Here is a 20,715-nt window from a genome sequence, read left to right on the forward strand (position 1 = left end):
GGGCCGTGGAGAAAAGTGGTCTAGAGGCCCTCCGGTTCTCCCTGCTCGGCCCATTGCGTGCCTGGCGTGGGCCCGACGAACTGGCGCTCGGATCCCCTCAGCAGCGTGCGGTGCTCGCGATGCTGCTGGTGAGCCGGGGGCGGGCGATCGGGGTGGCCGATCTCGTGGACGGGGTGTGGGGCGCACGGCCACCCCGGGGCGCTGTCGCGGTGGTGCGTACCTACATTTCACGCCTCCGCAAGCTGTTCGAGCCCGAGCGGACGCCGGGGCGGCCGTCCGGGCTGCTGGTCTCCATCGGGGACGGATACGCCCTGCGGACCGACTCGATCTCCAGTGACCTGGCCGATTTCGAGGAGGCGGTGACGCGGGCCGAGCGCCGTCGTGTCGCCGGTGACGGAGCAGGCGCGGTCCAGTTGCTGCGTACCGTGCCGGCTACCGGGAACGGCGCGGCACTGGCGGGCGTGCCCGGCCCGTACGCCGAGTCCGCGCGGACCGATCTGGCCGAACGGCAGCTCGGCGCCTTGGAGTTGAGGCTTTCCCTGGAGTTGGAGTTGGATCGGCACGAGGCGGCGGTGCCGGAGCTGCTGGCGCTGCGTAACGCACATCCGCTGCGTGAGGCAGTGGTCGCGCTGCTGCTGACCGCCCTGTACCAGTGCGGGCGGCAGGCCGAGGCGTTGGACGTCTATGCGAGCACGCGTCGCGTGCTCGTCGACGAGTTGGGCATCGAGCCGGGCCCGTCCCTGCGAGCCGTACACGCCCGGATCCTGGCGGGAGACCCCGCGCTCGCCCGGCTGACTTTCCACGGACCGGCCGGTGGCGCCCGTGCTGCGCACAGCTCCGAGGCGGTGCCTTCTCCGGAGCCGGACGGTCCGTCGCCCGGCCGGCGTGCCAAAGCCGTTAACCCGGCCCAACTCCCGGCCGATCACGCCCTGTTCATTGGCCGTCGCGTCGAACTCGACTACGTCGCAACCCTGTTGCCCGAGGGGAATGGCCCGCCCGGTGCCGCGGTCATCGCGGTCATCGACGGAATGGCGGGGACCGGCAAAACCACTCTCGCCGTGCACTGGGCGCACCGGATCGCCCACCGCTTCCCCGACGGCAGCCTCTACGTCAACCTTCGCGGCTACGACCCGCACGGCTCCCGGCTGCTTCCGGGCTCGGCGATCGAGATGTTCCTCGTGGCGCTCGGCGTGGGCCCGCAGGCTGTTCCGGAGGGACTCGACGCCCAGGCCGCCCTCTACCGCAGTATCCTCGCCGACCGGCGCGTCCTGATCGTGCTGGACAACGCCCGCGATGCGGAGCAGGTAAGGCCGTTGCTGCCCGGCACGCCCGGCAGCCTTGTCATCGTCACCAGCCGCAACCGTCTCGGAGGCCTCGTCGCGGGGCACGGTGCCCATCCGCTCACGCCAGGTCTGCTGAGCGCCGAGGAATCCTACGAGTTGTTGTCCCGGCGGCTGGGCGACACCCGTGTCGATGCTGAACCGCAGGCCGTCGCCGCGATCACCGAACTGTGCGCCCGGCTGCCGCTGGCCCTGGCCATTGTGGCGGCCCGAGCGGCCCACCATCCCGGCTTCAAGCTCGCCGATGTCGCCCAGGAACTCCGGTCCCACCACGGCAGTCTCGACGCGTTCGTCGGGGACGACGCCGGCACCGACGCCCGTGCCGTGTTCTCCTGGTCGTACCAGGCCCTGTCGTCCGAGGCCGCCGGGCTCTTCCGCCGCCTCGCCCTGCATCCGGGCCCGGACATCACCACCGTCGCGGCGACCGCTCTGGCAGGCGCGCCACCCCGTCGGGTCCGTGTCCTGCTGACCGAACTCACTGGGGCGAGCCTGCTCATCGAACACGCTCCGGGCCGGTTCGTCTTCCACGACCTGTTGCGCACCTACTCCGGCGAACTCGCCGAGACGGAGGACAGCGAGAGCATTCGCGGCGCGGCTCTGCTGCGGATGCACGACCACTTCCTGCGAACCGCCCACAATGTGTCCTCGGTTCTCGATCCTTTCCGTGAAACCATCGACCTGCCGCCGAGCACAACGGGCAGCGAACCCCGTCGGTTCGACGACCGGGCGCAGGCGAGCACTTGGCTGCGTACGGAGCGGTACGTCCTGAGCGCGATCGTCGAACACGCCGCCGCCCACGGCTTTGACGAACACGCCTGGCGCACCGCCGCGAGTCTGGACGTCTACTTCAACCGGCTCGGTTTCTGGCACGACCTCCTGAAGATCAACAGCGTTGCGCTCGCATCGGCGCGGAAGATCGGTGATCCCATCGGTCAGGCCTACGCCCTGTGCGGTCTGGGCGTGGCCCATTCGCAGCTCAACCACGCGGAGCCCGCGTTGGAGTACCTCGAACGTTCGCTGGAACTGTTCCGTGCCGCTGGCAACCCGTTCGGTCAGGCCCGGGGTCATCGTGCCCTCGCCTATCTCGCCAACCGGACGGACGGACGCGGCGTCGCCCTCGAACACTACGCACAGGCCCGCGCGCTGTTCCGGGCCGAGGCCGACCGCAACGGTGAAGCCGGTGTGCTCAATCAGGTGGCCTGGACGTACATCCTCATCGGTGACCACGAGGTGGCCCTCAACTGCTGTCGGGAGAGTCTGGCCCTCTACGAGACGATGGACGATCCGTACGGCGTAGCTTCGATGCAGGACACCCTCGGGTATGCGTATCACCACCTCGGCCAGTACCCAGAAGCCATCGAGCAGTTCGAGCGGTCGGCGCGCCTGTTCGCTGAGATCGGAGACCGCTATCTCGAATCCGACGTCCTGCGTCACCTCGCGGATGCCCACCGCGCCACCGGCGACAAGGGCGCGGCTCGTGCGGCGCTGCGGTCGGCACTCGCGCTGCTGGAGGAGGTGGGCCACTCGGACGCCGAGGGCGTGAGCGCGGTCCTGAGTGATCTGGACGCCTAGGAGGCGGAGGCGCCGACAGACCTTGACGCCTTTCATGGATTCAAGGCCGTCGGTCAGCAAGTCACGTCCGTCTCCGTGTCCGGCTTCTCCTCCTGCACCTCGTCCACCACTACTCCGTGTTCCCTCAGGGCCAGGCGCAGGCTGCGCAGCGCGTAGTACACGCGGGACTTCACGGTGCCCCGCGGAATCCCCAGGTCTTCCGCGACCTGCTGGGTGGTGCGGTCCGCGAAGAACGTCGCCCAGAGCACCTCACGGTGTGCGGGCGTGAGCGTCTGCAGGGCCTTGTGCAGCACCATGGACGACAGCAGCCGTTCTACGTCGTCCACCTCGGAGTGCACGTCGACCAGCCAGTTGGTGCCGCTGATCTCCAACGGACGTGCCATCCGGGTCCGGTGGGCGTCGATGACGAGGTTGCGGGCGACCCGGAACATCCAGGGGCGTACGGCCATTCCCTCGGCGTCGGTCAGGTTCCCGTTGTTCCAGCAGCGCAGCAGCGTCTCCTGGAGGACGTCCTCAGCGCGGTGCGTGTCCCAGTCCAGCATGCGCAGCACGTACGAGTAGAGGGCCGGCCCGTGTTCCAGGTAGAGGTCGCGCAGTGCCCGTTCCTCGGGCGAGACCGCGCTTGCCGATCCGATGGCAGTCACGTTCATGGAAGTGCTCCTGCTCCTCGGGTTGACCGCCCCGGCCGTTCGCGGGCCGGTCGGTGTTCGTGGGGAACGGAGTGTTCCGAGGGACGGTCCACGTCTGTTTGACGCCTGGTGTACGAGGTGATTGACGGGCCGGTCAGCGCGAGTGCGCCGGAGTGCGCGTGGGCGCGTACGAGGCCTCAGATGTACGCCCCCTCCAGCGTTGTCACGTACCTGTGGACCTCTTCGGCGAGTTCGGCGTGGCCGGACGGCAGCGGACCCCGACGGCCCAACATGTCCCACATGTGCAGCAGTTCGCGTCCATGGGTCACGGCGGCCTGGGAGTCGTCGAGCCGCTGCCAGGCCGCCGCCGCCCGCGCCACGTCCATCGGCGCCCGCTCGTCCCCGGCGCCACACCGGATCCGTGCCACGGCCAGCGCCAGAACGACGGATTCGCGGTGGTCGCCGCGCAGATGCGCGAGGTATGCCTCCATGGCTCGCGCCTCCACCGCGTGCGGATGCTCGGCGCCCAGCGAGCCGGTCAGGCGTTCGCGCAGTGCGGTCGCCTCAGCGAACGCCTCGTCGAGCCGGCCCGCGACCCCCAACGTGTGGATGTGGCCGATCTGTTCGGCGAGCTCGGCCGGAAGCAGGTCCTCGTCAGGGACGGGCTCCGGCGCGGCGGTACGGGTGGTGGTCGTGGTGGCGTGTGCGCGGGAGACCGCGGTGGCGATGGCGGTGACGGCGGCCGCCGTGACGGTGGGCGGGGGCGCAACGTCGGCGGACGGCTCGCAGGCCGGCCCGGGTTCCGGCCGGGAATCCGACCGGGGTTCGGGTTCCGGTGTTTCCCCGGAGTCATACGCGAGGACGTGGCTGGAGCCGTCCGGCAGTACCCGGAGGACGAAGCGGGCCGCGTCGGGGCCGTCGCCGACCGTGGCGTCCACGGCCGCGCCGGACTCTTCGGCGTACCGGTGCAACTCGTCGAGTACGGCCTCGTGCACGGACTGGCCGGGGGCGGGGACGAGCGGATCGCCGTTGATCTCGGCGAGGCCGTCGCCGGAGACATACACCTTGAAGCGGTCCAGGTCCATGGCTGTGCTCCTCGTACGGCAGGGTCTGGTCAAGCGGCGGGTGTGTCAGTTCGTGTCTGTCGGCGCCGCGGTGGGTGTGACGCCGGGGGTGGCGCCCGAGGGTGGGGCTGCGATGCCCTGGTACTTGGCGAACTGGGCACGGATGGCGAGGACGTAGCTCAGCGCGTCGTTCGACTGCGGGACGCCTTTGGCCGCCTTCACGGCGTCCATCCCGATGGCGTAGCCGGCCAGGGCGAGGTCCAGGACGCTGTTGGTGGTGTTGCCGTTCCGGTCGGTGGTCTTCACGACCGTGCCGTTGTCGAGCAATGTCTGTCCCTGGCCCGCCAGATCGCACATGTAGCGGCTCAGGGCCATGATCGAGTCCTTGTTGTCCGTCGCCTGCGTCTTCCCGTTGCCGTCGTCGTCCTTGCCGTACTTGCTGAAGATGTCCGGCGCCAGCTGTGAGATGCCCGTCTCGCCGTGCGGGCCGACCAGAGTCGAGTTGAAGCCGGACGCCTTCTCCAGTTGGGAGGCGATGACGATCGGGCCGATCGCGTCGCACTGCTCACCGGCCTTCTGGATGGGGTCCACCAGGTCCGTGGGGACGGTGGCTGTGTCCAACTCGCCCTTCCCGTCGCCCTGGAGGACGCCCACCATCTGGTTGGCGGTGTCGTTGTCGCTGCCGTAGTCGTCGGCGCTGCCGCCGCCTCCTCCGAAAAGAAGGATCAGCGCGATCAGGGGGGCGAACAGGACTCCGAGCCCGCCGAAGATGATGATCAACGGCACGGCGCCCGCCACGGCGAGCGGGATCATCACGCAGCCGCCCACGCCGGCGCCTGCCACGCCGTACATGACGGCGTTCGAGCCTGCGCCGCCTTCGCTCTCCTTGGCGCTCATCCGCGTCCCACGCCTTCTTCCGCTCGTCTTGAACCGCTGTGGCCACATGGCCCGTTGTGCTGTCCGTCCGACCCGGTAGACCGAAACGGGCCTGGCGCAGAAAAGGTTCAAAACAGTGGAAACCAGATGAGTCAGAGCAGTGGAAGCACGAGCCAGGAGGGGGGCGGGAAAAACATCGTGGGCACTCCTTCGGCACCACAACCGATCCCGCAGTCATGGGTACGGGGACCCAAGTCCACACAGCCCACGCAACCGGCACACCTGGCGACGGACGGCGACACGGCCGCTCCCGCCGGGCGCACGTCATACTCTCCGCGCCAGGGCCTCGGTGGCGGCCTGCCGTCCCCACCCGCGCGGCAGGGCGCACCGGCGGCGCAGACGCAGAGCGTCGTACAGCCCGTGCCGAACCCGCTCACTCCGGCCGCTCCCCGGCCCGCCGCACCCGTCGTACGGCAGACCCCCGTCCCTCAGGGCAACGTCCCTGCGCGCATGACCCCTTCGGGCCGTCCGGCGGAGCAGGACCGGAGCCGGCCGAAGCGACCAAGGACAGCGGCGCGCGGCAGGTCGCGCGAGGACGTCGGGTGGGTCAAGGCACACGGTGGCTCCGGGGCCACCTCGCTGGCCGAGGCCCTCGGAGGCGTGGACGTGGGCGCCCGCTGGCCGGAGCCCGCGCAGGGCGAGCCGTACCGGATCGCCCTGGTCGGCCGGACTAGCGCGAGTGGACTGCGGTCCGTGTCCCAGGCCCTCGGCGCGCTCGAGGACGGCAAGGCCCCGCAGGGACTCGAACTGCTGTCCGTGGTGCTCGTCGCCGACGCCCCAGGGCGGCTGCCGCTCACTCTGCTGCGCCACATCCGGGTCCTGCGCTCCGTCGCCCGTGTACACCGCGTGCCGTGGATCCCGGCGTGGCGCACGGACAGCCGGATGCGTCACATCCCTGGGCAACTCGTCACGCTCGCACGGCTGGTGGGCAGCGACGTCTTCGGCGAGGGAGCCGTGTCGTGAGTCGACTCCTTTCTGTCAGGCGGTACGTGGCCGACGGGTACGACCCGGGCGACGACGGTCACCTGATCATCAACACCCTCTGCTGGTGCGCCTCTGCCTGTGGCGTCGCCGGACTGATCATCGTCGGCATACAGATGGCGCTCCAGTTGCGCCGCGGCGACCCGGGCGAGGGCGGTGAGCACTTCCGCGGTGTCTTCCTCGTCGTCCTCGCCTGCGTGATCGCCACCACGGCCGGTCCGCTCGTCACGTTCCTCGGCGATCTGACCCTTCAAGGTCCCTGAGGCCGACAGGCCGTCCAACACCGCCAGTTCACCTTCTCGCCCACCGCTCGAGCCGGGCGCCGACTCCTCGGAGAACCCTCATGTCCGCAATGCTCCACGAAGCCTCCACCTTCCTCGCCGCCGGCGTGCCGCAGCCGACCAGCAACGCCCCCGGTGACCTGACCACCAAGGTGAACCTCGTCCTCGGGATCCTCGCCTGGGCCGGCACCGCGGCCGGTGTCTGCGGTGTGCTGGTCACCGGCGCGATGATGGCCATCTCCGTCAAGCGGGGCGAGAGTTCGGAGCACATGAGCCGCCTCGGCATGGTGCTCGGCGGCTGTGTCCTGGTGGCCACCGCCGGTCCGCTCGTCCAGTTCGTCTTCAACTAGAGGGCGCGCGACGGTGGGCATCTTCAAGCGCGGAGAACAGCGGTCCGAGGAGTCCGGGCCGTACTGGAAGCAGCGCAGTTGGCAGGCGTCGGCGGTATTCCTCGCGCTGGTCGTCGTCCTCGGCGTGATCGGCACGCTGACGTCAGGATCGGGCCCGGGTGGCCGTGCCGAGGCGTCGGTGTCCAAAGGCCCGCTGTCCGGCACCGTGACCAGGAAGGACGGCCGCCCCGGCGGCTGCCGTACCGACGACAGCGCGGGCGACGCGATACCAGCGTCCGTGCCCAAGGACATCACGTGGCACACGCTCGGCATCGGGCGGGTACCGGTATCGGCCTCGGCGGGTCCGACCAAGTTCCAGGGCGCCGTGTGGTGGTGCTTCGCGCACACGCCGATGGGCGCCGTGCTGGCCGCCACCGTGATCCCCACCCGGATGAGCGGATCCGAGTGGCGCACCGTAACCGACCAGCAGGTGGTCGCCGGGCAGGGACGCCGACTGTTCGTGTTCCAGCGCACCGCCGTGCCGGACACGGACGGTTCCGACGGCGCTCCGGTCTCGTCGTCCTACGCCGGGTTCCGGGTGACCTCGTACACCGGCGAGGCGGCGACCGTCATGCTGTTGATCAAGAACGACCAAGGCTATGCCAGGACGAGTGTCTCCGTGCGCTGGAGCGGTGGCGACTGGAAGATCCAGCCCGACGGAAGCGGGGGTCTGTACTCGCAGTTGGCCCCCGAGCAGAGCGTCGTCGGCTACACGCTCTGGGGGGCTTGACGTGGCGGCCTGCAACAACGGGAATCCGCTCGCGGACGCGATCACCGGGTTTTTCAGTTTTCTCGGCGACCCGGTCGGGACCGTCATCGGTTTGATCGCGAAGTCGATCCTCGCCGCCGCGATCGCGGTGTTCGCGGGGCTGGCCGACAGTGTCCCCACCCTCGAGGACACGACCACCTCGCACGACCTCAGTGGCAAGACGTCGTGGATCGTGGTCTATCTGGCCGTCGGTTCCCTGCTGTTCGCGGCCGGCAAGATGGCGTTGGAGCGCAAGGGCACCGCGGGCATCACCGCCCTGAAAGGCATCCTGCGCGTCGTTCTCGTGTCGGGCGCCGCCACCACCGTCTGCCTGGCCGCCGCCAGGATCGCGGACAGCTACTCCACCTACCTGTTCAACAACTCCGTCCAGAACACGCTCGACAGTGTCGGCGCCTGCGGGGACAACAGCCGCATCCAGTCCTTCCTGCTGCTGATCCTCGCCTTCCTGCTGCTGCTCGCGGGCATCCTGCACACGATCCTCATGTACATCAGGCTCGGCGTCATGATGATCATGCTCGGCACCTTTCCGATGGCCGCCGCGGCCTCGATGACGGACTGGGGCGCCGGCTGGTGGCGCAAGCACATCGGCTGGACGATCTCCTGGCTGCTCTACAAGCCCGCGGTCGCTCTCGTGCTGAACGCCGGCATGACGATGATCACCGAGGGCAAGACCAGCTCGAACGCCAACGTCAACACCCGTATCGCCGGTATCGGAGTGATGCTGCTCTCGGCCATCGCACTCCCCGCGCTGCTGAAGCTCGTCGTACCCGCCACCGCCGCCATGGGCACCGGCGATCCGATGGCCTCCATGGGCCAGGCGGGCAGCCAGCTGGCGACCGGGGCCGTGACGGTCGCCGTCATGAGCAGCATGTCCGGCAGCAGCGGACAAGCGGGTCCGAGCGGAGCGAGCAGCACCGGTGGCGCCGGTGGTGCAGGCGGCGCGGACGGCGCGGACGGCGCGTCCGGTGCGAGCGGTGCGAGCAGGGCCGGTGCCGGCAAGGCCGCGAGCGGCGCGGGCAAGGAAGCCGGAGCGGCGCTGGGCGGCCCCGCAGCCATCGCGATCCTCGGGGGCGTGGCAGTGGCCCAGACCGCCGGTTCGACCGTCTCCGGCGCCGTCGAGGGCGGCGACGGAGACCTCGGCAACAACAAATGAGCCCGGGGGAGTCCACGACACCCAGGCCGTACGCCCGTACGTCCTCCCGGTGTCGCCTCCCCCGACGTGCGGCCGCCGGGCGCCCTTCCCCCAGGGCGCCCGGCGGTCTCCCCACCGGCCCGCGACCCATGCCGTGCCGGCGTCACGTCACTTCACGAAAGGAAACCGGTCACATGTCCACGGAAGCCGTCTCCCATCCGACCTACGGGAACTGGCGCAGGCCGAGGCGCGCGGGGCTCGGACCGCTCGGACTCGTCGGCACCTTCGTGATCTTCGGTGGTCTCGTCGCCACCCTGCTGGCATCACTGATCTCGCTGTACGCGGCGCTCATCGTGTTCGTACCGGTCGTGCTCTTCCTCATCCCGCTGACCATCCGCACCCAGGACGGCCGCAACGTCTACCAGCTCTTCGCGCTGCGCGTCGGCTGGTGGCGCCGGAAGGCCGCGGGCTCTCACCTCTACGTCTCCGGCCCGCTGTCCGCGCGGCCCGGCGGCCGGTTCCGCCCGCCGGGGCTGCTCAACAAGGTCATCGCGAGCGAGGGCCGTGACGCCTACGACCGTCCGTTCGGGATCCTGCACCACCCGCAGCGCGACCTGTACACGATCGTCCTGGGCTGTGATCCCGACGGTGGTTCGCTCATCGACCCGGACCAGGTCGACGTGTGGGTCGCGCTGTGGGGCGAGTGGCTGGCCCGGCTCTCCCACGAACCCGGTCTGAAGGGCGCCACCGTGATCGTGGAGACCGCCCCCGACCCTGGCACCCGGCTCGCCCACGAGGTGCTCCCGCGCATCCACCCCGACGCGCCGGCGGCCGCCCGCGCCGTGATGGAGGAGGTCGTCGACAACTACCCGAGCGCCTCCTCCGAGATGCACACCTACGTCACCCTCACCTACGGCAACCCGGCGGGCCAGCGGCGCAGGAAGGAGGACGTGATGACCGAACTGGCCATCCGCATCCCCGGCCTGCTCAGCGGGCTCGTCGCGGCCGGCGGCGGTGCCGTCTACCCGCTGTCGGCCGAGCGGATCGCCGAGGTCGTCCGGGTGGCCTACGACCCCGCCGTCGCCGCCGACGTCCTCAACGCCCGCGCCCAGGACGGCGGAACGGGCCTGGAGTGGGACGACGCCGGCCCCGCCGCCGCCGTCGAGACCGTGAACGCCTACCAGCACGACTCCGGTGTGTCCCGGACCTGGATGCTGACCCTGGCACCCCGCGGCACCGTCCGCTCCTCGGTGCTGCGCGGCATGCTGGAGGCCGCCCCCGGCACCCGGCGCAAGCGGGTCGCCCTGGTCTACCGGGCCATCGACCCCGCCACCTCGGCCCGGATTGTCGAGGCGGACCGGCGCAGCGCCCAGTTCATGGCCACGTCCGGCAAGGGCATGGTCCAGGCGCGCGCGGCCTCCGAGGTGCGGGCGGCCGAACAGACCGCCGCCGAGGAGGCGGCCGGCGCCGGGCTCGTGGAGTTCTCGCTGATGCTGACGGTCACCGTCGACGACTTGGAGGAACTGGCCGACGCCAGTGTCACCGTACGCAACCTGACCGCCGCGTCCCGGGTGCTGATGCGTCCCGCCGACCGGATGCAGGCAGCCGCGTTCAGCTGCACCCTGCCCGCCGGAATCCTTCCGTGGGAGCAGACCCTCGTCCCGTACGAACTCCAGGAGGCGCTGTGAGCCGCCGTAGCGAAGAGAAGCTGGCCGAGCGGGCCGACCTGATGGTCGAGCAGGAGGCGCTCCGGGACCTGGCCGCGGGCGGGTCGGGGCTGGTCGGCCTGGACGGACCCGGCGCCGGGACCGCCGCGAAGTCCGCGAAGGCCAAGTCCCGCGGTGGACGCGGCGGCACGGAGAAGGACTCGGCCAAGCCCCGGCAGCCGTACGTCCCGGCCCGCGGGTGGCCGGGCGCCGGCGGTGGCCGCGTCGGCTACATGGATCCGCCGACCATGTGGCGTGCCACCACCGTGCAGGCCTGCGGCATGTGGCCGTTCGCCGCGGGATCGGGCTCGCCCATGACCGGAGTGCCGCTCGGCCAGCACCTGTTCACCGGCGCCACGGTCTGCGGCGACCCGCTGAACTGGTTCACCCGGGCCCGCTACATCTCCAACCCCTCCCTGTTCATGCTCGGCATGCCGGGCCTGGGCAAGTCCACCCTCGTCAACCGGATGCTGATCGGGCTCGCCGCGACCGGTGTCGTCCCGCTCGTCCTCGGCGACCTCAAGCCCGATTACGCCGACACCGTCCGCGCGCTCGGCGGCCAGGTCATCTCCATCGGCCGCGGCCGGGGCGGCATCAACGTCCTGGACCCGGGTGCCATGGGGGAGGCCGCCGCGCGGATCGGCGGCGACGCCGGCGAGGTCCTGAAGGCGGAGGCCCACGGCCGGGTGCTGAACATGGTCGCTGCCCTCATCACCATCGTGCGCGGCCGCCCCATGGACGACCACGAGCAGTCCGTGCTCTCCGCCGTCCTGCACCACCTGCGCGAACGCACCCCGCCCGGCCGCGCCGTGCTGCTGCCCGACGTGCTGCGGGTCCTCACCGAGGGCCCCGACCGGGTCCGCGCGGTCACTCTGGACCGTGGGTCCGACACCCGCTACCGGGACGCCGTCGACCCGTTGCACCGCTCCCTGCTCGGCATCCTCGACGGCCCGCTCGGCGACACCTTCGCCTCCGAGACGTCCACCCGGATCGACGCGAACGCGCCCGCCGTGTGCATCGACATCTCCGGCATCGGCGAGGCCGACACCCAGCTCACCGCCGCCGCGATGCTCGCCGCGTGGTCCGACGGCCTCGGCGCGGTCGCCGCCTCGCACGCCCTCGCGGACGCCGGACTCGCGCCCCGACGCTGGTTCTTCACCGTCCTCGACGAGCTGTGGCGCCCGTTGCGCGCCGCCTCCGGCATCGTCGACCGCATCGACGCCCTCACCCGCCTCAACCGCTCCCTCGGCCTGGGCGACGCCAAGATCACCCACACTCTCAAAGACGCCGAGGCCCTCGGCACCGACGCCGACCGCGCCAAGGCGCGCGGCTTCGTCGAACGGGCCGGCATGGTCGTCTGCGCCGGACTGCCGAAGACCGAGATGGAGGACCTCGGCAAGGTCGTCGGACTCTCCCGCCGCGAGATCGACCTCGTGTCGTCCTGGTCCTCGCCGCCCGGCTGGGGCGTGCGGGGCGAGGACGAGGAACCTCCGGGCCGCGGCCGTTTCCTCATCAAGGTCGGTGGCCGCCCCGGCATCCCGATCAAGGTCGCCATCACCGACGCCGAACGCGACCTGCACAACACCAACACCCGCTGGACGACCGACGAGGCGGCCGTCGAGCGGGCCGCCGCCCGCATCGCCCGAGAGGTCGCGCGGCCCGCCCAGGAAGGGCCGCCGCCGGCACTCGCGGGCGGCCCGGCCACCCTCGCCCTCCCCGGCGACCCGGGCTTCCCCGCCGTGGAGGCGTCGGCCGGGGGGTGGACGGCGTGAGCGGACCCCGCGGCACCGACCCCGGTGACCAGGTGCAGTGGGCCGTCGCCGCGCTGGCCGCGTTCGGCATCCTCGCGTTCACCATGGTCTGGGCCGGCGGCACCCTCGGCGCCGGTCTCGCCGGCTACGGCTGGGACGCCCCGCCGTTCGCCCTGTCCACCGTCTCCACCCTGCTCTCCGCCGGGCCGACCGCGGTGTGGCCGGGCGCCCCGGCCGCTGTGACCTACGCGGGCATGTTCGGCGTGCTGGCGATGGTGTCCGTGTCTGCCGTCCTCGTCGTCAACCTCATCATGGGCCGCGGCAGGACACCCAAGGGCCTCGCCGGGAAGCGCGAACTCGCCGCCATGTGCCCCCAGGGCATCGAGGCCCGCGCCCGCGAACTGCGCCCCTCCCTCAATGGCCGCGAAAGGCTCCACCCCGACGAGACCGGCAACCTCCTCGGCGACCTCGACCCCAGGGGCCCCGAACTGCGCAGCAGTTACGAGGACGTGGAGCTCGACCTGATGGCGCCCCGGGCCGGCAAGTCCACCGGCATCGCCGTGCCCCGGGTGCTGCGTGCCCAGGGCGCCGTCCTGCTCACCTCGAACAAGTCCGACGTGTACGCCGTCACCCGCGCCCAGCGGGAAAAGGCGGGCACGGTATGGACGTTCGACCCGCAGGGCATCGCCCACGCCCCGCGTGCCATGTGGTGGAACATCCTCGGCGAGTGCCACACCATCGAGGGCGCCCGCCGGATGGCCGGTCACTTCGTGGCGTCCGTCAACGACGACACCGCGAAGAAGGACTTCTGGATCTCGGCCGCCCAGAACACCCTCACCGCGCTGTTCCTGGCCGCCGCCCGCGGCCGGGCCCCACTGACCCAACTGCTGGCCTGGCTCGCCGACCCCGCCGACCGCACCCCCATCGACCTGCTGCGCGAGGTCGGACTCGCCGCGATGGCCGAGCAGTTGCAGGGCACCGTGCGCGGCGCGGTGGAGACCCGGGACGGCATCTACGAGACCGCCCGCCAGACCGCGTCCTGCCTCCTCGACCCCGAGATCCTCGCGTGGGTCACCCCCGACTCCGAACTCCCGGAGTTCCGCCCGAATGAACACGTCCTGGGCACCGACACCCTCTACCTGCTGTCCAAGGACGGCGGTGGTTCGGCGGCCGGTGTCATCGCGGGTCTCGCCGACGCGACGATGCGGGCGGGTGTCGTGGCCGCCGAGCGGATGGGCGGCCGGCTCGACCCGCCGCTGACCGCGGTCCTCGACGAGGCGGCCAACGTGTGCCGCATCTCCGATCTCCCCGACCTGTACTCCCACTTCGGCTCGCGCGGCATCAACGTCGTGACCCTGCTCCAGAGTTACCGCCAGGGTGCCCGGGTGTGGGGCGACGTCGGCATGGACGCGCTGTGGAGCGCGGCGACCGTCAAACTCCTCGGCGCGGGCCTGGACGACGCAGACTTCGTGCAGAAGATCTCCACCCTGGTGGGCCAGCACGACGTGAGGACCCCGAGCATCTCCCGCAGCAAGGACGGCACTTCACGCTCCTACTCCTACCGCCAGGAGTCCGTCCTGCCGCCCGACCGGATCCGCGCCCTGCCCAAGGGCACCGCCCTGCTCCTCGCCACCGGCGTCAAGCCGGCCCTGATCCGGCTGCGCCCCTGGTACGAGGAGCCCGGCGCCGCCGAGATCTCGGCGGCGGCGAAGGCGGAGACGGCGGCGATCACGGAACGCGCAGCGGCTCGGCTGCTGCCGGGCCTGAACCTGGGGAAGGAGAGCGACCGGGGCGCCGTCCGAGCGTGACGGTCCGCAGCACCATCCCGGCCGGCCCGTACCGCACCCACTCCATCAGCCATGCGTCCAGGGTGAGTTGGCTGCCGTAGAGCAGCGCACACCTGGCCAGGACGACGGCGGTGCCGACCCGGTCGTGGAGCCCGAGGCTGTGACCGGTGAGGACGAACGCGAGGACCAGCGACTGCGAGAGGTACGGGGTGAGGACCATGCGCCCGGAGGCGGCCAGCACCCGCGCCGCCGCCGGGCGCGCGCCCGTGAGCAGCAGGAGTGGACCGCAGGCGTACGACGCCGTCAGCGCGGGCGCGGTCAGCGGCGACACCGTGTGTCCGACCAGGAACCAGCGGCTGTCCAGCGGCCCGTCCGCACAGCAGGCGGCGACCACACCATCGGCCAGACCGACCGGCAGCCACCGTACGACGACCTTCCGCAGCCACTCGCGGTTCCGGCCGCGCCGTTCCACCAGGCCCATCTTGGCCGCCGCGATGCCGGCCAGGAACGCGGCCAGCATGTCGGTGGCGTACGGCACGTTCGCGCCCATGACCGTGGGCAGTTCGCGCAGCCGCGCCCCGAACACGGACAGGAAACCGCCCCGGTGGGCGGCCACTTCGGGCGCCACCTCGGAGGTGTACCGGGCCGGGCTGACCGGCTCGGTGAAGGCGACGGTCAGCAGCCCGTACCGAGCAGCAGCACCGCGAGGCCCACCACCAGACGGACCGCGACCCGCAACGCGGCCTGCGGGCTCAGCCCGCGCAGACCGTACAGGACAAGTCCCAGGACGGCGTACGTCATGAGAATGTCGCCGGAGTAGAGCAGCACCGCGTGTAGGCACCGAGGCCGTACAGCCCTGCCGTACGCCGGAGGTGGCGCCCGGCGGACCGCCGCCCGGCTGCCCGGAGCGTTCCTGGAGGACGAAGCTGTAGCCGAAGAGGAACGAGAACAGCTGGTAGAGGGTGGTTGTCGTGGTCACCGCCCAGGCGGCGGCCCGGTCGGCGCCGGAGGCGTGGCCGACCAACACCGAGCGGGGTGCGAGGACCCGCCATCATCAGCTGGGCGTTGACGAGCTGGATGCCGGACAGGGCAAACCCGCGCAGCACATCGACGTCCCGGACCCGCCCGGCACCGGCCGCCACCTCTCGCCCGCTCACCGGGTCAGCCGGGTTCCGCACACGAACACCACCGTCGACGTCAGGAACCAACCGAACGCCGGCGACAGCAGATACCGCGGGGTCCAGAGCCGGGCCGCCGCGGGCCGGTTCCGCGGGTAGCACACCGGCACCGTCCCGCCGACCCGCGGCAGTCCGCGCAGCGGCCCGTACGCGCCCGCGTCGACGACGACCGGCCGGCCCAGATGGTCGGTGAACAGCACGAGCCCGGTCCGCCGCCGGTCGCCCGCGATGCGCGGGATCACGGTGCCCGTCACGAGCACTCCCCGCACCCACAGCCGCGCCACGGCCACCAACTGCCGAACGGCCAGAAGGAGAAACCCCAGACCCACCCCCGTGCACAGGGCGAACAGCAGCAACATGGCGTCCATACGGTCCCCTTCACCGGCCGTCGTACCTCTTCGCGCACAACGTCCGCCGCGCGCCGCGGGTTCACGCCGTCACCTCTTCACTGAACCGCCGTACGGATGGGGCCGTTGTGCGTACGCATCCTCACCGACGCGTACGAAGGGAGCTTCGGCCCAGATGAGAAGGCCTCTGCGCACACACGGCTATCGGGCGGCGGCAGCCGTCGCCCTGGCCTGCGCCCTGACGGCGGCGAGCCAACAGGGCGCCCAGGCCGACCCCCAGACCCTCACCGAAGTGCAGGCCAGGCTCCAGAGCCTGTACCACGAAGCGGAAGTGGCGACGGACAAGTACAACGCGGCCGACGGAAAGGTGACCGCCCAGGAGAAGCGCCTCAGCGCGTTCCATGCCCAGATCCGCGCGGCGGAGCGGAAGTTGACCCGGCTCAACTCCCTTGCGGGCGCGACGGCCGCGGCCCAGTACCGCGGCGGCGGAGTACCCGCTGAGCTCCAGTTCGCGCTGTCCAGGGACCCCGGACGGGCCCTGGACAACGCGGGGCTGGCGCTCCAGGCCCAGCAGAACACGCAGAACCTGCTGGCCGAGCTGAAGACGACGAAGTCGGCCCTGCGCACCCGCACGGACGAGGCGGCGGCGGAACTGGAACGGCTGCGGGCGAGCCGGCGCGCGATGGCGAAGCAGCGCAAGACGATCGAGCAACACATCGCCGAGGCAAAGGCGTTGGAGTCCGCGCTAGCGGCGAAGGAGCGGGCCCGCCTCGCCGACCTGGAGAGGCAGCAGTCCGAACAGGCCCAGGCGAAGTGGGAGAGCACGGGCATCCTCAAAAAGGTCGGCACCGACGCTACGGCCGCCGGCCGGAAGGCCATTGCCTTCGCCGTCAAGCAGATCGGCAAGCCCTACGTCTGGGGCGCAGAGGGCCCCGACTCCTACGACTGCTCCGGCCTCACCAGCCAGGCATGGCTGGCGGCGGGCGTCACGATCCCCCGTACATCGGAAATGCAGTGGGCCCAGCTGAAGCACGTCCCCGTCGAGGACATGCGCCCCGGAGACCTGATCATCTACTTCTCCGACGCGAGCCATGTGGCGATCTACGTCGGGGGCGGGAACATCGTCTCGGCGCCGCGGCCGGGGCGGTACGTGTACGAGTCCCCGGCGGCCTCGATGCGGATTCTGGGGGTGGTGCGGCCGGACGCGTGACGGGTCGGACACCTCGAGCACGAAGCCGTTTCCGTCGTGAGGTCCGTGGGAACGGCTCTTTCATACCCTGTCCTTCCGTGGTGTCCATGGCACAGCAGGGCGCCCTGACCACCGGAGCGGTGGCCAGGGTGCGGGAACTGCGGTGTGGATTGTCGGTCAGTGGCCGTGAACGGCGGCTTGTGCCGGTAACTTCGGCGACGGTACGTGACTGTGATGCTCGTCGGCGGACTCGGCCACGCTCTGGAGACTCCCCTGGAACCTGCTCGCCGCTGCCGTTGCCGCCCGCTGCTGGTTCACTGCGGTGTCCGCGCGAAAGGGCCGGTCGAAATCCTCTCCGGAGCCCGGCGCCTTACCCACGGCGTATTGCCGGGCCTTGTTGTATTCGATCGACCTGAGGTTGGCCCGGTCGTTCGGGTCCGTATTGGTGAATTTGACGATGGCGTTGGTGGGCTGCCACCTGCCCCGCCCGTTGTCGATCGAAAACACCTGGTCCCGGTAGCTCTCCGGACTGGGGATACGCCTCGATACCGCCCCGGGCGTTTCCTCGCTGCCGATGCGGCGCTGTACGTACACGTACATCTCTTGCGGAGCGCGGCTGAACATCTGCTCGGACTCCTTCTCCGTCAGGGCATGCAAGTTCTCCTCCTCCTCGGGCGCCCTCGGCCCGCGGTCGGCGTGTTGCTGATGCCACTTGGCGTCGACGAGAGACCGGTACTCCCACGCGGTCGCGTCGGAGCGCCGCCACAGACTGCGGGCAGTGCCCACCCCTGGCATTTTGATCTCGTAGGCCCAGTACTCATATGTCATCTGACTCCTCCCTCTTTCACTTGCTCCGGAGTGCTCGTGTCGTGCCCGTCAGCGCGCGTGTGCGGGGGCCTGGGGCGCGGAGGTGTGGGCACGCTGGGGCGGGGCCTGGTGCGTGGAGACGGTGCCTTCGGAGAGCGAGCGTGACACCGCGGGCCGTGCCGCTTGTTCCGCCGCCCGGTACAGCTCCTGATTGCTGGTCCTGCGCTCGAGGGGCGGCTGGTTCTGGAGCGCCTCCATGGCGAACAGCATCCTGTTCACCCGGGCGAGGACTTCCGGGGCCGGTGTCGGAATGGTGCGAGGCTCTGCCGACTTGCCGTTCATCCTCTCTGTCAGAGCCTTCAGACGATCCATGTGCTGGGGCATGACGTCGTTCTGGCCGTTGTACTTCGAGGCCATCACGTGGTCGGCAGCGTCCACGTACTGCGACGCCTGGTCACCGAACTTCGTCTCGAACAGGCCGGAGCGCTGAAGCTCGTAGGGCAGATGCAGCAGGTCCTTGATCCTGAGGTTGCCCGGGGTGTGCATCTGGAACTCGCAGGGGGCGTCGAGCCCCTGTCCCTGCATGTGTAGGGTCATCGCCGGGAGCGGGGCTTCGAGATCGGTCGGGTCGGTCCTCGTCGCCAGCGTGTTCGCGACGTCCCGAACCTCTTTGTCCGCACGGAATGCGGCCACTTCGGGTTCGGCGCCGGTGAGGGCCGGGGTGACGACGGTGTTGACGCCCTTGTAGACGGGATCGTCCCAGGTGTTCTTGAACTTGATGAACACGGCGTTCTCACTCTGGAGATGGTTCACGGCGCCTTCGGCCGCCGCCGAGTAGCCGACGGGCTCGGTGGCCGACGAGTAGCGGTGCAGGTCCTTGATGTCGGCGAGTACGGCACGGATGTTGTCTTCGTAATCGCGAAGCTCGCTCGCGACCTTCCGGCGCAGAGAGTCCAGACCTTTGAGGGAATGCAGGATATCTCCTTGCCCTGAGTCTCCGACAAGTACCATGCCGTGTTCCTGGTTGGCCCGGACGACACGGCGCATCATTTCGTCGTAGGCCGGTCGGCGTTCCACACCGGCCTGGTGAAATGTCTTTACTGCCTCGTTCTGTGCGCGGGTCAGGCTCAGATGTGCTTCTGTGCCTTCCCCCTTCCAGCTTCCGTCAGACTGATCTCCCATTGCACGGACCTCCGGAATTCTCGGTGCGTGAACCGAATTTCTTCACGCGTCTGACAGGACTCAACGGGGCGGAGGAGGAGCGGGTTCAGCGCCTTCATGACAGATCTTGGCGGCGGCCTCGCAGCCGCGGTCAGAACCCGTACTCGTCGGCCGTCGGAGACTCCTTGGCCCGATGGCTGCCCGCCTTGCAGCCGGCGAACGGGCCGGACGGGTCACGGAGCGAGGCCATCACATGAGTCAGACAGTCGCGGTGCCAATTGAGTGGGCCGCTCAGCGCGGAGCCGGGACCTGTCAGCTCCTGCCAGGACATCCACAGGGCGTGCAACTGCGCCACCGCTTCGGGGTGTTCCCACCAGCGAGGGCACCAGGGGGAGGACGAGTGCGGCTCCCTGCCGTACACCGGAAGCAGCAGGTAGCGCACCCAGTCGACCAGTCCTTGCAGCGCGTCGTCGTATTCGGAGCCCTCCAGGTAGAGGATGAACTCCGCTTTCTTCTCCTGGTCGGGGCTCTTCGCCGGGGCGGTGCTCGTGGTTGCCTCAGACATGTCACGGTCCTTTCGAAGGGGTCGGACAGCCAGAACGTTGGATCACCGCGAGCGGTTCAAGCGTTGAACCGGAGGTGGACCGGGTCCGTTGTGCGTCTCGAAGACGGACCGCGGCCGGGCCCGCGTGCTACGAGGGGGCAACGGCATGGCATACGTGGTCGACGTACTGGACGAACCCGACATCGCGGTGGGGCACGAGGAGCGCGAGCGGCGGGCCACCGGCGCCGGGCGGTTCGCGCCGGCCGGGCTGTTGAAGCGACGGCGGCCCGGGCCCGAAACGTACGGGGACTTCTCCCGTCCGGCTCCGCCCCGACCGCTCGGGGGCGTCGTCGGCCAGCCTCCTCAATCGGCGCTGCCAACCGGCCTGTTGCCGTTGCCGACAGGGTTCGAGTTGTCGGTCATGGCCGCGGTGGGCTGAGCCGAGCTCGTCGATCGGCGCGGAAGCTCGGCACGGAAGCTGCCCTTGTACCCGGCGTCCCACCGGGTACAAGGGCCACTTCGGGTCTCGGTCACCGCACGTGCCTGGTCGGGGCCGGGGGCCGGGCCGTCGTCGGCGGTGGGGACACGGCCCGGGACGTGGAGTTGCCGCTGTCTCCGGGGCTGGAGGGAGGCGTGATCGTCCGGCCGCTCCGGGTCGAAAGGTAGGCGGACGCCTGCTGGAGCGCCGATCGGTCGGGTACTCGGTTCTGGGAGAGGGAATTCTCGCGACTGGTGGCCGTCAGCTGCCGAGCGGGTTCGTCGCTCGGCGAGATGTTGGGGAGCGGCCAGGGAGCCGGCTCGCCCGGAGGAGTCGGGATGTGCGCGACATCCTCGACGGGAGTCACGGTGGCCCGCATATCAGGTGTGTCGGACGAGGTCAGCGCGGGGTCCTGCGGTGTGAGACCCGTCAGCGCGTGCTGATCCGCTGTCGGCCTGCGCGGTTGTTCCCACATCTCCCTGCGCGGTTCTTCCGCAGTTCAGGCTCATTGTGAAACGCATTCATCATGCGCGCTCTGTCAAGAAGGTCCCGCAGATCCTGGGGACCCGCGGGCCGCTCCACAGCCTGCCTCGGGACATCCCCGCGTGGCCCTGGGGAATACCAAGGTCCAGTTCCGTTTCGCCGCGCCAGGCTCGGACCGGCCCCAGGACGGC

At 70.4% G+C, this 20,715-nt stretch carries 20 protein-coding genes; 11 read left to right on the plus strand and 9 right to left on the minus strand.

Going from position 1 to position 20,715, the window contains the following annotated elements:
* Positions 1 to 5: 5 nt before the first annotated feature.
* Complete coding sequence (locus tag ACFVTC_RS30260; RefSeq protein WP_390131664.1) at positions 6 to 2,912, plus strand: BTAD domain-containing putative transcriptional regulator; 2,907 nt, start codon at positions 6 to 8, stop codon at positions 2,910 to 2,912.
* 53 nt (positions 2,913 to 2,965) lie between these two features.
* Here ACFVTC_RS30260 and ACFVTC_RS30265 read toward each other — a convergent pair whose 3' ends face one another.
* From ACFVTC_RS30265 to ACFVTC_RS30275, 3 genes are all read right to left on the minus strand, one after another.
* A complete protein-coding gene (locus ACFVTC_RS30265) occupies positions 2,966 to 3,562 on the minus strand; it encodes a sigma-70 family RNA polymerase sigma factor (RefSeq protein WP_390131665.1) in 597 nt (198 codons plus the stop codon).
* A gap of 176 nt (positions 3,563 to 3,738) precedes the next feature.
* A complete protein-coding gene (locus ACFVTC_RS30270) occupies positions 3,739 to 4,626 on the minus strand; it encodes a hypothetical protein (protein ID WP_390131666.1) in 888 nt (295 codons plus the stop codon).
* 45 nt (positions 4,627 to 4,671) lie between these two features.
* Positions 4,672 to 5,502, minus strand: a complete 831-nt coding sequence (locus ACFVTC_RS30275; protein WP_390131667.1) for a lytic transglycosylase domain-containing protein — start codon at positions 5,500 to 5,502, stop codon at positions 4,672 to 4,674.
* 489 nt (positions 5,503 to 5,991) lie between these two features.
* Here ACFVTC_RS30275 and ACFVTC_RS30280 point away from each other — a divergent pair, with 489 nt between their 5' ends.
* From ACFVTC_RS30280 to ACFVTC_RS30315, 8 genes are all read left to right on the plus strand, one after another.
* Positions 5,992 to 6,504 (plus strand): hypothetical protein, encoded by a 513-nt coding sequence (locus ACFVTC_RS30280; protein ID WP_390131668.1) that lies wholly within the window; start codon positions 5,992 to 5,994, stop codon positions 6,502 to 6,504.
* Complete coding sequence (locus ACFVTC_RS30285) at positions 6,501 to 6,785, plus strand: hypothetical protein (RefSeq protein WP_390131669.1); 285 nt, start codon at positions 6,501 to 6,503, stop codon at positions 6,783 to 6,785. Before ACFVTC_RS30280 ends, ACFVTC_RS30285 begins: the two co-directional genes overlap by 4 nt.
* Positions 6,786 to 6,865: 80 nt before the next feature.
* A complete protein-coding gene (locus ACFVTC_RS30290) occupies positions 6,866 to 7,153 on the plus strand; it encodes a hypothetical protein (RefSeq protein WP_390131670.1) in 288 nt (95 codons plus the stop codon).
* A 13-nt stretch (positions 7,154 to 7,166) separates the two neighbouring features.
* Complete coding sequence (locus ACFVTC_RS30295; RefSeq protein WP_390131671.1) at positions 7,167 to 7,922, plus strand: hypothetical protein; 756 nt, start codon at positions 7,167 to 7,169, stop codon at positions 7,920 to 7,922.
* Position 7,923: 1 nt separating this feature from the next.
* Positions 7,924 to 9,114: a hypothetical protein gene (locus tag ACFVTC_RS30300; protein WP_390131672.1), complete on the plus strand. Its 1,191-nt coding sequence runs from the start codon at positions 7,924 to 7,926 to the stop codon at positions 9,112 to 9,114.
* A 173-nt stretch (positions 9,115 to 9,287) separates the two neighbouring features.
* The gene (locus ACFVTC_RS30305; protein ID WP_390131673.1) at positions 9,288 to 10,781 is read left to right on the plus strand and encodes an SCO6880 family protein; all 1,494 of its coding nucleotides are present in this window, start codon (positions 9,288 to 9,290) and stop codon (positions 10,779 to 10,781) included.
* Positions 10,778 to 12,571, plus strand: a complete 1,794-nt coding sequence (locus tag ACFVTC_RS30310; RefSeq protein ID WP_390131674.1) for an ATP/GTP-binding protein — start codon at positions 10,778 to 10,780, stop codon at positions 12,569 to 12,571. The genes ACFVTC_RS30305 and ACFVTC_RS30310 overlap by 4 nt, the downstream gene beginning before the upstream one ends.
* Complete coding sequence (locus ACFVTC_RS30315) at positions 12,559 to 14,358, plus strand: type IV secretory system conjugative DNA transfer family protein (protein WP_390131676.1); 1,800 nt, start codon at positions 12,559 to 12,561, stop codon at positions 14,356 to 14,358. The genes ACFVTC_RS30310 and ACFVTC_RS30315 overlap by 13 nt, the downstream gene beginning before the upstream one ends.
* Here ACFVTC_RS30315 and ACFVTC_RS30320 read toward each other — a convergent pair.
* The 3 genes from ACFVTC_RS30320 to ACFVTC_RS30330 all read right to left on the minus strand — a co-directional run bounded on the left by ACFVTC_RS30320 (position 14,279) and on the right by ACFVTC_RS30330 (position 15,883).
* Positions 14,279 to 14,965, minus strand: coding sequence for a DUF418 domain-containing protein (locus ACFVTC_RS30320; RefSeq protein ID WP_390131677.1), 687 nt, complete (start codon positions 14,963 to 14,965; stop codon positions 14,279 to 14,281). The genes ACFVTC_RS30315 and ACFVTC_RS30320 overlap by 80 nt on opposite strands.
* 47 nt (positions 14,966 to 15,012) lie before the next feature.
* Positions 15,013 to 15,165, minus strand: a complete 153-nt coding sequence (locus tag ACFVTC_RS30325) for a hypothetical protein (RefSeq protein WP_390131679.1) — start codon at positions 15,163 to 15,165, stop codon at positions 15,013 to 15,015.
* 325 nt (positions 15,166 to 15,490) lie between these two features.
* On the minus strand, positions 15,491 to 15,883 hold the full coding sequence (locus ACFVTC_RS30330) for a hypothetical protein (protein ID WP_390131680.1): 393 nt from the start codon (positions 15,881 to 15,883) through the stop codon (positions 15,491 to 15,493).
* Positions 15,884 to 16,037: 154 nt separating this feature from the next.
* Here ACFVTC_RS30330 and ACFVTC_RS30335 point away from each other — a divergent pair, with 154 nt between their 5' ends.
* Positions 16,038 to 17,072 carry an NlpC/P60 family protein gene (locus ACFVTC_RS30335; protein WP_390131681.1) on the plus strand — a complete coding sequence of 345 codons (1,035 nt, stop codon included), beginning with the start codon at positions 16,038 to 16,040 and terminating at the stop codon, positions 17,070 to 17,072.
* A gap of 156 nt (positions 17,073 to 17,228) precedes the next feature.
* Here the strand turns inward: ACFVTC_RS30335 and ACFVTC_RS30340 are convergent, their stop codons facing one another.
* The 3 genes from ACFVTC_RS30340 to ACFVTC_RS30350 form a co-directional block, all read right to left on the minus strand.
* Entirely contained in the window at positions 17,229 to 17,879 is a 651-nt protein-coding gene (locus ACFVTC_RS30340; RefSeq protein WP_390131682.1) for a hypothetical protein, read from the minus strand.
* A 48-nt stretch (positions 17,880 to 17,927) separates the two neighbouring features.
* A complete protein-coding gene (locus ACFVTC_RS30345; protein ID WP_390131683.1) occupies positions 17,928 to 19,040 on the minus strand; it encodes a hypothetical protein in 1,113 nt (370 codons plus the stop codon).
* 130 nt (positions 19,041 to 19,170) lie between these two features.
* The gene (locus tag ACFVTC_RS30350) at positions 19,171 to 19,584 is read right to left on the minus strand and encodes a DUF4913 domain-containing protein (RefSeq protein WP_390131684.1); all 414 of its coding nucleotides are present in this window, start codon (positions 19,582 to 19,584) and stop codon (positions 19,171 to 19,173) included.
* Between the two features lie 145 nt (positions 19,585 to 19,729).
* Between ACFVTC_RS30350 and ACFVTC_RS30355 the strand changes: the two genes are divergently transcribed.
* Positions 19,730 to 20,002 carry a hypothetical protein gene (locus ACFVTC_RS30355; protein WP_390131685.1) on the plus strand — a complete coding sequence of 91 codons (273 nt, stop codon included), beginning with the start codon at positions 19,730 to 19,732 and terminating at the stop codon, positions 20,000 to 20,002.
* The last annotated feature ends 713 nt before the right edge of the window (positions 20,003 to 20,715 follow it).

The sequence above is a fragment of the Streptomyces sp. NPDC057950 genome, assembly GCF_042887295.1.
Taxonomy (GTDB): Bacteria; Actinomycetota; Actinomycetes; order Streptomycetales; family Streptomycetaceae; genus Streptomyces; species Streptomyces kaempferi.

Bases quoted from the DNA above. Each gene is read 5' to 3' on its own strand.
- ACFVTC_RS30265 (WP_390131665.1), bottom strand. From the start codon at position 3,562: ATGAACGTGACTGCCATCGGATCGGCAAGCGCGGTCTCGCCCGAGGAA.
- ACFVTC_RS30270 (WP_390131666.1), bottom strand. From the start codon at position 4,626: ATGGACCTGGACCGCTTCAAGGTGTATGTCTCCGGCGACGGCCTCGCC.
- ACFVTC_RS30275 (WP_390131667.1), bottom strand. From the start codon at position 5,502: ATGAGCGCCAAGGAGAGCGAAGGCGGCGCAGGCTCGAACGCCGTCATG.
- ACFVTC_RS30280 (WP_390131668.1), top strand. From the start codon at position 5,992: ATGACCCCTTCGGGCCGTCCGGCGGAGCAGGACCGGAGCCGGCCGAAG.
- ACFVTC_RS30290 (WP_390131670.1), top strand. From the start codon at position 6,866: ATGTCCGCAATGCTCCACGAAGCCTCCACCTTCCTCGCCGCCGGCGTG.
- ACFVTC_RS30305 (WP_390131673.1), top strand. From the start codon at position 9,288: ATGTCCACGGAAGCCGTCTCCCATCCGACCTACGGGAACTGGCGCAGG.
- ACFVTC_RS30330 (WP_390131680.1), bottom strand. From the start codon at position 15,883: ATGGACGCCATGTTGCTGCTGTTCGCCCTGTGCACGGGGGTGGGTCTG.
- ACFVTC_RS30335 (WP_390131681.1), top strand. From the start codon at position 16,038: ATGAGAAGGCCTCTGCGCACACACGGCTATCGGGCGGCGGCAGCCGTC.
- ACFVTC_RS30340 (WP_390131682.1), bottom strand. From the start codon at position 17,879: ATGACATATGAGTACTGGGCCTACGAGATCAAAATGCCAGGGGTGGGC.
- ACFVTC_RS30345 (WP_390131683.1), bottom strand. From the start codon at position 19,040: ATGGGAGATCAGTCTGACGGAAGCTGGAAGGGGGAAGGCACAGAAGCA.
- ACFVTC_RS30350 (WP_390131684.1), bottom strand. From the start codon at position 19,584: ATGTCTGAGGCAACCACGAGCACCGCCCCGGCGAAGAGCCCCGACCAG.
- ACFVTC_RS30355 (WP_390131685.1), top strand. From the start codon at position 19,730: ATGGCATACGTGGTCGACGTACTGGACGAACCCGACATCGCGGTGGGG.